This is a genomic window from Avrilella dinanensis (assembly GCF_002807015.1).
Classification (GTDB): Bacteria; Bacteroidota; Bacteroidia; order Flavobacteriales; family Flavobacteriaceae; genus Flavobacterium; species Flavobacterium dinanensis.
Genome location: NZ_NIPO01000001.1, coordinates 1,349,881 through 1,366,158 on the forward strand (window position 1 = coordinate 1,349,881; position 16,278 = coordinate 1,366,158).

Genomic DNA, 16,278 nt, shown 5'->3' on the forward strand with positions numbered 1-16,278 from the left:
TTGGATGATGACATCTGATAGAAATATGTTTTTTAAGTGGCTGGTTGTACTTTTATTGTGTATGCCCGCCACTGTTTTTGCTCAGGTTGATGAAGAAGATGAACCCGAACAGGAAGAGCAAAATGTAATAAAAGGAAATGTCGTATTGGAAGACATTGACAAAATCATAGAATCCTATGAATATGACCCGGAATCTGACCGGTACATTTATTCAAAAAAATATGAAGATTACAATATCAATTATCCGATAATTCTGACCCGTGAAGAGTACGAAGCTTTGTTGCTCAAACGCAATATGCGTACTTTTTTCAGACAAAAAATGAGTGCTACCGAAGGTAGGCTGTCTGAAGAAGAACAACAGGATATGTTGCCGATGTACACGGTAAACTCTAAATTATTTGAGTCTATTTTTGGTAGTAATACCATTGATATCAAACCAAGCGGAAGTTTGGAATTGGATTTGGGTGTGCGTTATTCTAAACAAGATAACCCGATGATTTCGCCACGGAACCGTTCGGTTTTTGCTTTGTCCTTCGATCCGCGAATATCTGTGGGATTACAAGGAAAAGTAGGTACAAACATGGACGTGAATATCAATTACGATACGCAGTCTCAGTTCGGTATGCAGCAGCAAATGGCAAAACTCAACTATCAGCCGGGCGAAGACGACATTCTGCAAGCTCTTGAGGTGGGTAACGTGAGTATGCCAGTTAATAATTCACTGGTAAGAGGAGCACAAAACTTGTTTGGAGTTAAATCTACTTTGCAGTTTGGACCGACAACAGTAACCGGTGTTTTTTCCAGACAAAATTCAGAACGAAGAACCATTGTTGCTGAAGGTGGAGGAATGGTGGAAGAGTTCGAACTTTTTGCTCTCGATTATGACGCAAACAGACACTTTTTTCTGTCGCAATATTTCAGAAATAAGTACGATGAGGCTTTGGAAAACTATCCGTTTATCAACAGTCGTGTTCGTATTACAAGAGTTGAAGTGTGGGTAACAAACAGGCAAAATCGTTTAAATGAAGTAAACAACAACCAAAGGAATATTGTGGCTATTCAGGATTTGGGGGAATCCCGCCTGATGAATGCTAATCTGGAACGAACCATTGTTACCGACCTTAATCTGCACCCGGGATTTTTTAACGTTCCGGCAGATACACCGCCGAACAACCGAAATAACCAGTATGACCCGAGAAACATCGGCAATAACTTCCTCAATGAATCTTTGCGGAATATCAACACCATTGCCAGCGGATTTAATATTCAGGTTACCGAAGGTAAGGATTATGTAAAGCTGGAAAATGCAAGGAAACTTAATTCTTCCGATTTTACTTTCCACCCGCAGTTGGGGTATATTTCACTTCGTCAGCCGTTGAATAATAATGAAGTTTTGGCGGTGGCGTATGAATATACAATAGGGGGCGAAGTCTATCGTGTTGGAGAATTCGGAACCGACGGCGTAGATGCTAATGTGACCACACAAGATGATAATGGCGATGATATTCCGGCCACACAAAGTATTATTTTGAAAATGCTGAAAAGCAGTTTGACTTCCACCGACCAGCCAGTGTGGGATTTGATGATGAAAAACATTTATCAAATCGGAGGTGGCGGATATCAACAGATTTCTCAGGAAGGATTTTTATTCAATATCTTATATACCGACCCGCAACCACTGAATTATATTGCACCGGTTGGCAGTACGCCACTCCCCGAAGATGTGGAAAGTACCGCATTGCTGAATGTATTTCATTTAGACCGGTTGAACAACACCAACGACCCGCAGCAAGGAGGCGACGGCTACTTCGATTTTATCAGTTCGAGTATGACGACCAATCCGGATTATAATAGCAATTCTTACGGAGGGAATCAAGGTGGCTACCAAGGTGGTAGAGGCGGAGGTATGGGCAGCCAAGGCGGTCAAATGACCAATACCAATACTTTTGATGGTATAACCATCGACCCGCGAAATGGCTTGATAATTTTTACAACAGTAGAACCATTTGGTAAATATTTGTTTGATAAACTTTCCACCAATAGCGGAGAGGATTATGAAGTAGATGCGTCATATAATGACAATCAGAAAAAATACGTTTTCCGGGATTTATACCGGCGGAATGCAACCAAAGCATTGCAGGACAGCCAGAAAAATAAATTCCAAATGAAAGGAAAATACCGTTCGTCCGGAACGGGTGGCGGAATCAATGTCGGGTATAACGTACAACCGGGCTCTGTTACAGTTACTGCCAGCGGACGTACATTGATTGAAGGACAAGATTATAATGTTGATTACCAGTCCGGAAGAGTAGAAATTATCAACCCGTCTTTGGAAAACTCTCAGATAGAAATTTCTGTAGAAAGCAACAATATGTTCAATCAAACACAAAAGACTTTTTTCGGTGTACATGTTGACCATAAGTTTAATGAAAATTTCTCTATCGGAGGAACCTATCTAAGGCTATCCGAACAACCGCTGACTATAAAAAGTGCGTACGGACAGGAAGCTGTCAACAACACGATTTTAGGCTTTAATGCTAATTATTACACCGAGGCACCATTTCTGACACGCTGGGTTAACAAATTACCAAATGTTGATACCGATGCTATGTCTGACATCAGCCTGAAAGGAGAGTTTGCCTATCTGATTCCGGGAGCGTCCAATCGCGATCAGCTGAATGGAGAGGCTACCTCGTTTGTAGATAGTTTTGAGGGGAGTCATTCAAACATCAGCTTGCTGGCACCTAATTCGTGGTATTTGTCGAGTGTGCCAGTAGGGTTTGGAGAACAATTCCAGGATTTACAAAGTGGTTACCGCAGAGCTAAAATGGCTTGGTATCGCATTGACCCTATTTTCTATTCGCCAAGCAGAAGACCAAACGGAATTACCGATGTTGATTTAGCATCAAACCGAACCCGTCGTATTCTGAAAGAAGAAATTTTCCCGAGCATGGACGTAGCTGCCGGAGAATTACTCGTTATTAATACGTTGGATTTAACTTATTATCCAAAAGAAAGAGGACCATATAACTTTAATCCGGAATATTTAAGTAGTTCAGGTTCATTAAATCCTTCACAAAACTGGGCAGGTATTATGCGTTCGATGTCATCGCCGAATTTTGAGCAAAATAATATCGAGTATGTTGAATTTTGGATGATGGACCCTTATACTGGCAATCCGGGAGATGTGGTAGATATTACCAACGAAGGTAGTCTTTATCTGAATTTCGGATATATTTCCGAAGATATTCTGCAGGACGGATTGAAACAATACGAAAACGGATTGCCGGGAGCTGATAACAGCACACCGACAATCAGTAGTGATTGGGGGAGAGTGCCGGCATCAACTGCCTTAATTTATGCTTTTGACACAGACCCTAATAACCGACGTTATCAAGATGCCGGACTCGACGGATTTCTTGATGATGATGAACGTGCAAAATTCCCGGATTTTGCTCATTTAGATGACCCTTCCGCAGATAATTATGAATTCTTTTTGACTGCGTCAGGTAATATTATCCAGCGTTATAGAAACTATAACGGATTGGAAGGCAACAACCCTATTGAGTTTTCGGATAATAATAGAGGTAACAATAATATCCCGGATAAAGAGGACATTGATGGGGATAATACGATGAACACCATCAATGCTTATTATGAGTATAAAGTGGAGGTAAAACCAAATCCGGTGGTAGGCGAAAATTATGTAACCGATGTACGGCTTACAGACGCTCAGCTTGCAGATGGTTCAACCACACCGGTAAAATGGGTGCAATACAAAGTGCCGATACAGGCTAACCCGGACAGAGCGGTCGGAGCAATTGCCGATTTGCAGTCTATCCAGTTTATGCGAATGTATGTAACAGACTTTTCTGATGAGGTAACTTTGCGTTTCGCATCGTTGGATTTGGTAAAAAGCATGTGGTACAGATATGAGAAAGATTTGGTAGAAGATCCGACCCTTATCGTTGACGGAAGCAATACTGGTTTTGACGTACAATCTGTCAATGTGATTGACAACTTTTCCAGACAGCCAATTCCTTATGTAATGCCACCGGGAATAGACCGGGAGCAGATTAATCAGAACAACACTGTTATTAATCAAAATGAGCAATCATTGTCGTTGACGGTTTATCAGCAGAATAAAAATATCGCTGTTCCGTCAGGTTTAGAGCCGGGAGATTCCAGAGCTGTTTTCAAAAATTTCTATGATCCGATAGACATGCGTAGCTATAAAAAAATGCGTATGTTCCTACATGCCGAAGCATTGGACGGACCAGAAGACCCAACCCGATTGGAAGATGATGAATTGGTAGCCTTTATCCGTTTCGGAAATGATTTTACAGATAACTTCTACCAGATTGAAGTGCCGTTGAAATTGACCGAATGGGGGCAAAGCTCTGCTTACGATGTATGGCCTTTGGAAAATGAAATTGAAGTACAGTTGGAATTGTTAACAAAACTCAAACTGGCAATGCGGTCAGACCCGAACTATGACCCAAGCAGAATTTATTTTAAATACGAAGATGAAATCGCACCCGAGCTGGTTTCGCCAAAACCTAACCGATTGCGTATCGGGGTAAAAGGAAACCCGAATTACGGTTTGGTAAGAACCATGATGTTGGGGGTAAGAAACCAGACAGATATTTTATACCAAAGTACAGCACAGCAACCAAAAGACGTGAGGGGAGAAGTTTGGTTCAACGAACTCCGTTTGTCGGATATGGACAATAGCGGTGGTTGGGCTGCTCTCGCCACAATGGACGCGAACATTGCTGATGTAGCCTCGATTTCGGCATCAGTCAATACATCGACTTCAGGGTTCGGAGCATTGGAACAAGGACCGCAGGAAAGAAGCCGGGCAGACGTGTTCCAGTACGGCGTGGCAACATCGGTAAATGCCGATAAATTCCTGCCTAAAAAATGGAATGTTACTCTGCCGATAAGCTATTCGGTTTCTGAAGAATTTATTACACCGGAATGGGATCCGAATGACCCTGATGTGAAATTACAAGATGCCATAGATTACGCACAGTCACAGGAAGAAAAAGACAGAATCAAAGACCGGGCGGTTGAACATACCAAAAGAACGAGTATTAACTTTACCGGAGTGAGAAAAAATCTCGGCGAAAACCAGAAAGAACGGTTTTACAATATCGAGAATTTTACATTGTCACATTCTTATAGCAAACTCGAGCAAAAAACCTTTGAGATTGAAAAACTGGTTGACCAGCAAGCACGGACTTCGTTGGATTATAACTATGGATTCAAACCATGGAATATCGAACCGTTTAAAAACAGCAAAGAATTTAAACAGAAAAAATATTTCAAATGGCTGACTGATTTTAATCTGAATCTTATGCCGTCAAATGTGACTTTCAATACCAATATTGTTCGTCAGTTGAATCAGCAGAAATATCGAATGATTGATATTCAGGGAATTGAAATCCAGCCCTTGTACAGAAGAAATTATTTCTTTAATTATGGCTACGGATTGAATTTCAAGCTCACAAAATCTATCAATGTACAATATACAGTGAACAACAATAATTTGGTTCGTAATTATATGGACGATAATTATTATGTCGATAATTCACTGGGCATCTGGGACGGTTATTTTGATATGGGGCAACACAACACCCACATGCAGCAATTCAATGCGAGTTATCAGTTACCATTTAGTAAAATACCGTTTTTAGCATTCATTAACGGAACATATACCTACACAAGTAATTTCCATTGGCAGCGTTCATCTGATGCCATGTCGAATATTTACCTCGACGGAAATTATTACAATCTGGGGAATACAATTCAGAATTCCAACAAACACCAGTTGAACACCAGGCTGGATATGGGAAGATTCTACAAGTATATCGGATTAGAACCAACTAAGAATAAGAAAAAAACGTTGAACAGCCGAACAGCCTCAACACAACAAAGATTACGTCCTGGACAAAAATTGGAGGCAAATGCAATGCAGGGCAAACAAGAAGGAAATGAGGAAGAAGAAAAAGAAGGAAGTGCCTTTGTTGATGCGTTGATTAATCTGGCTACCAGCGTGAAGAATGTCCAGCTTTCTTATACGGAAAGCAATGGAACGGTGTTGCCGGGTTACTTGCCGGGCTTAGGATTCTTCGGGTCGAGTAAGCCAACTTTAGGCTTTGTGTTCGGTAGTCAGGAAGATGTTCGTTATCTCGCTGCACGCAACGGCTGGCTGACGAACTACCAAGGATTCAACCAGATGTATAGCGAAGTACACCAAAAAAGTTTGTCTTTCAAAGCAGAAGTAAGACCATTAAATGATTTGGTTATTGACCTTACAGCCAATATGCAGGAATCCAATAGCATGAGCGAACAATATGATGTGGACAGCAACGGATTTTACAATTCGAGGTCGCCGTATGAATTTGGTAATTATTCCATATCAACAATTATGTTGCCGACAGCTTTTGGCAGAAGTGACATCAACGGTTCGGAGGTTTTTGATGCTTTCCGGAACAGTCGTCAGAACATTGCTTTCGATTTGGCACGCCAACGTGGTATAGATTTATCTGACCCGAATAATATTGACGAATACGGTTATCCTGTGGGATATGGACGCACAAGCCAAGACGTATTGATACCGGCATTTATTTCGGCATATACAGGACAAAATTCGGATAAGCTTAGCGGATTTAAAATGAATATTCCGCTTCCGAACTGGAATATCACTTATTCAGGTTTATCTAAATTACCGTGGTTGAAAGATAAGTTTACCAATTTCACAATCAAGCATCAATATCAATCGTCATATTCGGTAAATTCTTTCCAGACCAATTATGATTACATTGCCGATCCAGACGCACTCAACGCAGCAGGAAATTATCCTTCGCCAACAGTGGTGGGCAATATCAATATGATAGAGCGTTTCATGCCGTTGGTAGAGGTAGGTTTTACAACCAAATCAGCATTCAGCTTCAAAGCCCGAATGGATAAAGACAGAATGTTGTCATTGAGTTTTGATAATAACTTACTCACTGAGGTACAAGGAAATACCTACTCGGTTGAAGTCGGATTCCGTATAAAAGATGTGGCAATCAATACCGATTTTGCGGAAGCAGGAAACGGCGGACGAATTGTCAGCGATGTGGACGTAGTTGTGAATTTTTCATGGAGAAAAAACAAAACCTATATCAGATACCTCGATTTTGATAACACGCAACTCGGTGGCGGACAAGATAACTGGATGGTTAATTTGAGAGCAACATACACATTCAGTAAAAATTTCCAAGGCGATTTCTTCTACGAGCACATGTTTAACAATGCGGTTATATCTACGATGTACCCGATTACAAACATTCGATCGGGAGTAACCCTGCGATATAATTTCGCAAATTAATTTACAATGAAATATGTTAGCCATACGAAAAATGTAGAATTAGTATTTGGCTTGATTGCGTTAATTTGAGTGTTAGCGGTCAGGCTGACGAACGACAGTGTAAAAATGAACAATGGAACAAATCCGAAAATATTTTGAAAAGACATTTATGCTGACTGACAAAGATTGGCAGATTTTTTCCTCAAAACTTACGAAACAGGAATTTTCTAAAAAACACGTTCTATTAAAAGTTGGGCAAGTTGAAAATTACCTTTCATTTGTCGAAACAGGTATTATACGTTTCTATATTCCCAAAGAAGAAAACGACCTGACATTTACTTTTATATTTGACAACAACTTCGTAAGTGGGTACGACTCATTTTTGACCCAAAGACCATCAATTTACCACGTGGAAACCCTAACAAAAACTACACTTTGGCGACTGACATATAACGACCTTCAAACAATTTACGATGAAACAGAGATTGGAAATACAATCGGACGACAAGCGAGTGAAGATTTATTCCTGAAAAAATCAAAAAGAGAACTTTCACTACTAAACGAAACAGCCGAACAACGTTACCTGAATTTATTTACAGAACAACCTGAACTCATAGAAAAAATCCCTTTAAAATACATTGCTTCTTATATTGGAGTTACACCACAAGCATTGAGCAGAATACGTAAGCGAATTTATTAACCCAAGTTCATTGTTTCGCTCTATAATTCTATTGACCTTTGTCGCAAAATAAAAACAGATGAAGCCTTTAATAGTTTTACTTTCAGTATTTGCAGTTTCGCTTTTGACAACAAAAATTGTTCGTGGAAATTTTGAACTTGCATTATCAGGACGAATTGCAATGTCGGCAATGCTTGCCTTCACTGCAATAGGACACTTTGCATTTACCAAAGGTATGGCAATGATGCTACCCGACTTTATTCCATTCAAAAGCGAAACAGTTTACTTGACAGGTATTATTGAAATTGCCGCAGCAATCGGGCTTTTTATTCCAAATTTCCGAATGGTTACAGCGTGGTTGTTAATTGCATTTTTCATACTCATACTTCCTGCAAACATCTATGCAACCATAAAACACATTGACTACCAGAAAGGAACTTTTGACGGAAATGGACTAATTTATTTATGGTTCAGAATACCGTTGCAAATTCTTTTCATTATTTGGGTATATTTGTCGTCTATTAAAGGCTGACGAAAAGCCCGAACCAACCATTGCACAACTCCAATTTTCAGAGCAAGAACAGAAAAAAACATAAAAAACGACCTCTTTAAAACAATTTTAAGGAGGTTACTTTTTTAGCTGCGGGGTAAAATCTTTTCGTCCTTGCATACAGCAAGATACGAATTTTTTTTATATTTGAGTTGTCCAACAAGCACAAAGGCTTAGCGAAACCTAACGAAGTGGTTCAGCGAAGCTAAATGTGGGGTTATACACTATCGCCAAGGCTCGAGACGTTGTACGATATTTTAAAACCAAGCTATGAAAAATTTACTAACAATTATAAGTTTATTATTTCTTTTTTCTTGTAAACAGAATGAAAACGCAACCAACAAAATATCATCATTCCAAAATTTAGAACTAAAACAACTTTCTTTTTCTGAACTTCAAGCTGATTTTGATTTATTAGTAAATAGTTTGAAAGAAGCTCATACAGGATTATATTGGTATTCGACTGAAAAACAATTTGATAGTTTAGTTTCCATTCAACGAACTTTATTAAAAGACAATCTAAACAGCTTACAATTTTATAATATCGTTTCTCCAATTATAGCTTTCTCTAAAGAAGACCATTGCGATATTTCGTTGTCTGATGAACTGAACAACGCATTAGCTGAAAAGGGATTTTTTCTTCCATTAATTATTACAAACCTCAATGAAAAACCGTTGATTTTAAATCAGCCATACAAAGGATTGACATTGACAGAAATTAACGGAGTTAAAATTGAAGAAATCTATCAAAGAATATTCAACACATTCGCCTCAGATGGATTCATTCTATCGTCCAAGTACAGATATTTAGATTTAAGAGGTTTTTCAAGAGAGTATGCAAAAGTTATTGACCAACAAAAAGAAAACACAATAACTACAAAAGACCTATCAACAGGAAAAACGGAAACCCATCAGTTAAAATCTGTTTCGTACAAAAGACTAAGCGAACTTACGGCACAAGTTTTTAATGAAAACAAAATAAGAGAAGAAATAGACAAACCTGGAGAATTGCTATTTATAGAGAATAACACTGCGGTTTTAACTTTCACGACTTTTGGTAACAGCGATTTTGAAGAGTACAATATGAATTTCGAACAATTTGTGGACTCATCATTTATAGAAATTTCAAAGCAAAAATCAACGAATCTGATAATAGATTTGAGAGATAACGGAGGTGGTTCGGAAGGAAACGAGGATTATCTGTTTTCTTATCTGACTGACAAACCCTACAATAAATACAAACACGTTGAATTATCAAGATTTTCGTTTAGTTTTCTTAATCATACAGATTATTCAAGTCCCGAAGACAGAAAAGAATTAGAAAATGAGTTAAGAGCAGAAAACGAAAACTCAGATGATGGGAAAATTTACCGAAAACCGGGTATTTATCTTCAAGAACCATTAAAAAACAATCCGTTTAAAGGACAAGTTTATGTTTTAACAAGTGGCTGGACTTATTCGGGAGGAGCCGAGTTTTCGACTTTAATGAAAGAATATACAGATGCTATTTTTATCGGAGAAGAAACCGGAGGCGGATACTATGGAAACACGAGTGGATCGTCTTTAGAATTGACTTTGCCAAACACCAAATTGGTTGTTGATATTCCAATTTTAAAATTTGTTTTAGATGTAAAAAAAGGAAAGTTTGGTAATGGTATAATACCTGATTTTCAAATTCAACCCACTTTTGACGAGTACATTAAGGGTTACGACACAGAACTTGAATATGCTAAAAAACTGATTGAAAAATAAAAAATATCCATAACAACAATTTGGTCTGAAATTGCCAGAAACCTCACCTGAAATATTCACTTTCTGACATCTTTTTGTAACCTTTTCATTTTATGTTTACTCTAATCAGGTATAAACATTTAAAATTTTCAAAAATGGAAAGTACAATTAAAAGTCAATCTTTGACACAGACATTCAACCTGTTAAAATACACATTCGGAATTGTGCCTATTGTTGCAGGAGCTGATAAATTCACTAATTTGCTAATAAATTGGGAACAATACATCAATCCTGCAATGGCTGATTTATTACCGTTTTCTGCCTCAACTTTTATGATGATTGTAGGCGTTATTGAAATTGTTGCAGGTATCATTGTACTGAAAAAAGCTGAAATTGGCGGATATATTGTTGCCGCTTGGTTAACAGCTATTGCATTGACATTATTACTTGGTTTCAACTATGTGGACGTAGCTGTACGTGACCTCGTAATGGCAATTTCGGCTTTGGCTATGGCAAGATTATCTAAAATTGTTGAATAAAGTATGAAACAATTTGAAAAACTGACAGAAACAGAAATCATTGAACGAGTTTTAAAAGGAGAAAAATCGCTTTACGAACTTATCGTAAGGCGGTTTAATGCTTATTTATATAAAATTGGCAGGTCGTACAATTACAATCACGAGGATACACAGGACTTGATGCAAGATACTTATATTGATGCTTTTAAAAGTTTATCACAATTTGAAAATCGTTCCAGTTTTAAAACGTGGATTATTCGTATTATGATGAATAACTGCTATCGGAAAAGAGAAAAATCAAGTTTTAGAAATGAAATTATGCAAGACGTAAACGAACACGCAACGCCAATGTTTACCAATAGAAATAATGAGACAGACAAAGTAATTCAAAGCCGTGAGCTGGGAACTATCATTGAAAATTCGCTTGTAAAAATTCCACTGGATTATCGAATGGTTTTTTCGTTACGGGAAATAAACGGATTAAATGTTTCCGAAACCGCAGCAATGCTGAATATCAGTGAAGCAAACGTAAAAGTGCGTTTAAACAGAGCAAAAACAATGCTGCGAAGTGAGATAGAAAACGCTTATTCTGCCAGCGAATTATTTGAATTTAATTTGATTTATTGCGACGCAATGGTAGAAAATGTAATGAAAAAAATTAACGAATTATAATTTTATCATGCAGGAATTATTAAATACCGGTTTAGACAAAATCGTAACAGATACACCTATTCTTAACAACGCTTTTGAGTTGAGCGACAGTGAAAAGATAAACCAGATAGAACATCATTTTGCAGAGATAATGCAAATACTCGGACTCGACCTTTCTGACGATAGTTTGAACGGAACACCGAAACGAGTGGCAAAAATGTTTGTAAAGGAAACATTCAGCGGACTAAACCCCGACAACAAACCCGAAATCAGTCTTTTTGAAAACAAATACGGTTACAAAAAAATGCTCATTGAAAAAGACATTACGTTATATTCCAATTGCGAACATCATTTTGTGCCTATTATTGGTAAAGTACACGTAGCTTACATTCCCGACAAGCAAGTTATCGGGCTGTCTAAAATCAACCGATTGGTGCAGTATTACGCCAAACGACCACAAGTTCAGGAGCGTTTGACTGTTCAGATTTCGGAAGCATTAAAAGAAATATTGCAACACGATGATGTGGCAGTTGTAATAGAAGCGGACCATTTGTGTGTGGCTTCAAGAGGCATTACAGATACCAATAGCAAAACCGTTACGGTTAGTTATTCGGGACAGTTTGAGAATGAAGCTGTCAAACAAGAATTTTTATCGCATATTCAAAAAAAGTCATAGTATTGTTCTTTCACAGATAAAAAGTGAAAAACTCATAAAGGAAAATTTGTACGTCACATAACATCAGGGCGGAAAACTGCTACATTTTTTTGTTATTTAACAATGTCTTGAACTGTAATAAATAATTTTTCATCGTCTACTAAAAAAATAATGTTACATTTGCTGAAAACTTAATCACAATGAATATACCAGTTAATTTAAAGTACACAAAAGATCACGAATGGGTGAACGTAGAGGGTGATATCGCTACAGTGGGTATCACTGATTTTGCTCAAAAAGAATTGGGCGATATTGTATATGTTGAGGTAGAAACTCTTGACCAAAATTTAGACAGAGAAGAAGTGTTTGGTACAGTAGAAGCCGTAAAAACAGTTTCTGATTTATTCTTGCCTTTGTCGGGAGAGATTATCGAATTCAATGAAGAATTGGAAACCGAACCGGAATTGGTAAATACAGACCCGTACGGAAAAGGCTGGATGATAAAAATCAAGCTTTCTGACGAATCACAAATTGCAGATTTATTGTCAGACGAGCAATACAAAGAATTGATAGGTGCCTAACAAAAAAACGCTTTTGGCGGTATTGTGGAATGTATTGATATTGATTTTCTGTCTGATTAATCTGTCAAACATCGACAGCGTTCAGAAAATATCCTTTCCGCATATCGACAAAATTGTACATTTTGTGTTTTACACCACCGCTTCATTTTTGTGGCTGTGGGCATTATCAGCAAGAAAGAAAAAACTTTCGGGACTCATCATTATATTGATTGTAGCCGGATTAATCCTCTTCGGACTGATGGTGGAAATTTTACAAGATGTATTTCCAACAAGGCGTTCCTTTGAATGGTTGGACGTGCTGTGTAATACTGCAGGAGTCATAACCGGAACAGGCATTTGTCTGATATACCGCAAACTAAAACCTCACACACAGTGAGGTTTTTTTATGTTTGTTACCGACCCGTTAAGGGCTGTTAGTGTTTTTTTCTTTGTGGATTTTACGGCTTTGAAGGTACTGATTGTTGTTTGCTAAACAATATTTTAAAATAGTTAGCGAAAAGATATTTTTTAAAGTATATTTGCAGTCAGAACAACGATTATACCACAGCGAGCAGTGAATACCAAAACATCGACTTATTCAGTTTTCAAAGATTTTAAGGAATTGACCAAAGTAGGCTTGGCTGTTAGCGTTGTTTTTTCTTCTATTGCCGGTTACTTTTTGGCAGTAGATTCGTGGTCGGAAGTCAACTGGACGATTGTTGCTATGTTAGCAATTGGAGGTTATTGCATGGTCGGAGCGTCCAACGCCTACAATCAGATTATAGAAAAAGATATTGACGCCAAAATGGACAGGACAAAAAACCGGCCGGTAGCGTCTGGTAGAATGTCTGTGAATACCGCTTTTGCTGTTGCGTCGTTATTAGCGATTGCCGGAGTGGTTATCTTGTACATCATCAATCCGAAAACAGCCATGTTCGGTGCGATATCTATCTTTTTATATACGTGTATATATACGCCCCTCAAACCCATCACACCTTTATCGGTATTTGTCGGAGCGTTCCCGGGAGCTATTCCTTTCATGCTTGGCTGGGTAGCTTGCACCGGAGAATTTGGCGTTGAGGCGGGAACATTGTTTTTGATACAATTTTTCTGGCAGTTTCCGCACTTTTGGGCTATCGGCTGGTTTTTGTATGACGATTACCAAAAAGCAGGTTTTTCTATGCTGCCAACCGGAAGAAAAGATACTAAAACTGCATTACAGGCTATTTTGTACAGTATTTGGTTAACGGTAGTTTCTGTGTTTCCGGCAACCGGACTGACAGGAAGTTTAAATCTGAGCATTCCAGCTGCGATTATTGTATTTGTATGTGGTTTGTGGATGATTTGGGCAGCCATTCAACTTTATCAGAAAAGAACTAACAAAGCAGCTAAATCATTAATGTTGGTCAGTGTGACTTATATATCTTTGATACAAATCATATTCGTGATAGATAAATTTTTATTCTAATGAATCAACCGGAAGAAATAACACTTAGACAAAAAAGAAAAGAAAAATCGTACAAAACGATGCTTTTTCTTGCTATGGCAAGTATTGTAATGATTTTTGCAGGATTGACCAGTGCTTATGTGGTAAGTAAATCACGTCCGGATTGGCTGACTGATTTTGACCTGCCACAATCTTTCCTTTGGAGTACGATTGTGATACTAATCAGTAGTGCGACTTTTCACTTGGCAGTGAGTGCGATAAAAAAAGGTAATCGGTCTAATACCACGCTTTTTCTGTTATTGACTTTATTGCTCGGAGTAGCTTTTGTGATATTACAGTTTATTGGCTTTGGGCAGATTGTTGAACAAGGGTATTATTTTACAGGAAGTGAAAGCACCATTACTACCTCATTCCTTTACGTGATTGTAATTGTGCATTTGGCACACTTGTTTGGTGGAATGATTTCTCTTTTGGTTATAATTTATAATCATTTTAAACAAAAGTACACTTCTTCTCAAACGCTTGGAATTGAGTTAGGTGCGATTTACTGGCACTTTATGGATTTCTTGTGGTTGTATTTATTTTTGTTCTTCACGTTTTATAAATAACGAAATTGCTTTTGGTTGAACAAAAAAAAATGTAAATTTGAACACTTTTTAAAAATATTAACAATACTATGGGAGCGACAGTTGATTCAGTAGCTACAAAGCAAAAAGTTTGGGGCGGAGGCGAAGCCGTAAAGCCTTTCGGAGCCAGCTATGGTAAAATGATGATGTGGTATTTCATCGTATCAGATTCTTTAACTTTTTGTGGGTTTCTGGTAGCCTATGGATTTACAAGATTTAAATTTGCAGACTCTTGGCCGATTGCCGATGAGGTGTTTAACCACTTTCCGTTTATGCACGGGGTAGATGCACCAATGTACTATGTTGCCTTGATGACATTTATTTTGATTTTTTCATCAGTAACAATGGTATTGGCAGTTGATGCCGGACATCAAATGAAAAAAAACAAAGTAGCCCTTTATATGCTGCTTACTATTGTAGGAGGAGGAATTTTCCTTGGTTCGCAAGCTTGGGAGTGGAAAAACTTTATTAACGGAACCTACGGAGCTGTTGAAACAAAAGGAGGAGAAATCTTGCACTTTGTTGACGGGGAAGGGAAAAAATTAGCATTAGCTGATTTTGCTGATACCTCAGTACACAGAGAAGATGCCGCCTTGTCCAGAAATGACGGTTCATGGTTTTTAGGTTCTAAATCTACAACGTCGGTATCATTAAACCAGGTAATTGCCGGATTGGAGGCTGATCCTAATATCAGAATCAGAACGCAATATACAACACCGGATAATGCTCACGAAAAAATCGTTTTATCACGGGAAGAAAGCTTAGCAAGAATCAGTGACTTTACCTATGTGGTGGAAGGAGCTAATCTGATAAGAAACGAATTCGGACACAAAACATTTGCGAACCTGTTCTTTTTCATTACAGGGTTCCATGGATTCCACGTTTCAATCGGAGTATTGCTGAATATCATCATATTTTTCAATGTACTGTTAGGTACTTACGAAAAAAGAGGTTCATACGAAATGGTGGAAAAAGTAGGATTATACTGGCACTTTGTTGACCTTGTTTGGGTATTCGTATTCACATTCTTCTATCTTGTTTAATTAGAAAAACAGCTTAAATTATGTCAGCTCATACACACGAATCGAACACAAAAAGAATTTGGACAGTATTTGGTATTTTGTCAGTTTTAACGATTGTCGAGGTAGCCTTGGGTATATTTAAACCAGATTTTCTGTTCCATACCAAAGCAGGTTTTTGGATTCTGCACCTAAGTTTACTAAACTGGATATTCATTATTCTTACCATAGTGAAAGCTTATTATATTATGTGGGCGTTCATGCACCTGGAAGGCGAGAAAAAAGGTTTCGTCTGGACGATTGCCGGTACAATGGTATTCCTGATTATATATATGACTCTTTTGATTCTTGATGAAGGTCAATATGTATATGATGTTTATAACTCGCCGGTAGCCGGATACAGATGGATATTCTAAAGATTAATATATAGTTAAAATGGCGGTTTTATGACCGCCATTTTTTATATTTGCACGAAACAGTTTCAG

13 protein-coding genes are annotated in these 16,278 nt (G+C 38.0%); all 13 read left to right on the top strand.

Going from position 1 to position 16,278, the window contains the following annotated elements; all coding sequences use genetic code 11:
• Window positions 1–7: 7 nt before the first annotated feature.
• The 13 genes from sov to CDL10_RS06460 all read left to right on the top strand — a co-directional run bounded on the left by sov (window position 8) and on the right by CDL10_RS06460 (window position 16,209).
• Entirely contained in the window at window positions 8–7,378 is a 7,371-nt protein-coding gene (gene sov / locus CDL10_RS06400; protein ID WP_455423239.1) for a T9SS outer membrane translocon Sov/SprA, read from the top strand.
• Window positions 7,379–7,490: 112 nt separating this feature from the next.
• Complete coding sequence (locus tag CDL10_RS06405) at window positions 7,491–8,057, top strand: Crp/Fnr family transcriptional regulator (RefSeq protein WP_100677762.1); 567 nt, start codon at window positions 7,491–7,493, stop codon at window positions 8,055–8,057.
• 58 nt (window positions 8,058–8,115) lie between these two features.
• Window positions 8,116–8,568 (top strand): DoxX family protein, encoded by a 453-nt coding sequence (locus CDL10_RS06410; protein ID WP_100677763.1) that lies wholly within the window; start codon window positions 8,116–8,118, stop codon window positions 8,566–8,568.
• Between the two features lie 288 nt (window positions 8,569–8,856).
• On the top strand, window positions 8,857–10,338 hold the full coding sequence (locus CDL10_RS06415; RefSeq protein WP_100677764.1) for a S41 family peptidase: 1,482 nt from the start codon (window positions 8,857–8,859) through the stop codon (window positions 10,336–10,338).
• A gap of 134 nt (window positions 10,339–10,472) precedes the next feature.
• Window positions 10,473–10,856: a hypothetical protein gene (locus CDL10_RS06420; RefSeq protein ID WP_100678669.1), complete on the top strand. Its 384-nt coding sequence runs from the start codon at window positions 10,473–10,475 to the stop codon at window positions 10,854–10,856.
• A 3-nt stretch (window positions 10,857–10,859) separates the two neighbouring features.
• Window positions 10,860–11,507 (top strand): sigma-70 family RNA polymerase sigma factor, encoded by a 648-nt coding sequence (locus tag CDL10_RS06425; RefSeq protein WP_100677765.1) that lies wholly within the window; start codon window positions 10,860–10,862, stop codon window positions 11,505–11,507.
• 7 nt (window positions 11,508–11,514) lie between these two features.
• Window positions 11,515–12,162, top strand: a complete 648-nt coding sequence (folE, locus tag CDL10_RS06430; RefSeq protein WP_100677766.1) for a GTP cyclohydrolase I FolE — start codon at window positions 11,515–11,517, stop codon at window positions 12,160–12,162.
• A 179-nt stretch (window positions 12,163–12,341) separates the two neighbouring features.
• Window positions 12,342–12,722: a glycine cleavage system protein GcvH gene (gene gcvH, locus CDL10_RS06435; protein WP_100677767.1), complete on the top strand. Its 381-nt coding sequence runs from the start codon at window positions 12,342–12,344 to the stop codon at window positions 12,720–12,722.
• The gene (locus CDL10_RS06440) at window positions 12,715–13,098 is read left to right on the top strand and encodes a VanZ family protein (protein WP_100677768.1); all 384 of its coding nucleotides are present in this window, start codon (window positions 12,715–12,717) and stop codon (window positions 13,096–13,098) included. The genes gcvH and CDL10_RS06440 overlap by 8 nt, the downstream gene beginning before the upstream one ends.
• Before the next feature lie 177 nt (window positions 13,099–13,275).
• Window positions 13,276–14,169, top strand: a complete 894-nt coding sequence (gene cyoE / locus CDL10_RS06445) for a heme o synthase (protein ID WP_207760144.1) — start codon at window positions 13,276–13,278, stop codon at window positions 14,167–14,169.
• Window positions 14,169–14,756, top strand: a complete 588-nt coding sequence (locus tag CDL10_RS06450; RefSeq protein WP_100677770.1) for a cytochrome c oxidase subunit 3 — start codon at window positions 14,169–14,171, stop codon at window positions 14,754–14,756. The genes cyoE and CDL10_RS06450 overlap by 1 nt, the downstream gene beginning before the upstream one ends.
• 68 nt (window positions 14,757–14,824) lie before the next feature.
• Window positions 14,825–15,817: a cytochrome c oxidase subunit 3 gene (locus CDL10_RS06455; RefSeq protein WP_100677771.1), complete on the top strand. Its 993-nt coding sequence runs from the start codon at window positions 14,825–14,827 to the stop codon at window positions 15,815–15,817.
• A gap of 20 nt (window positions 15,818–15,837) precedes the next feature.
• Complete coding sequence (locus CDL10_RS06460) at window positions 15,838–16,209, top strand: cytochrome C oxidase subunit IV family protein (RefSeq protein WP_100677772.1); 372 nt, start codon at window positions 15,838–15,840, stop codon at window positions 16,207–16,209.
• The last annotated feature ends 69 nt before the right edge of the window (window positions 16,210–16,278 follow it).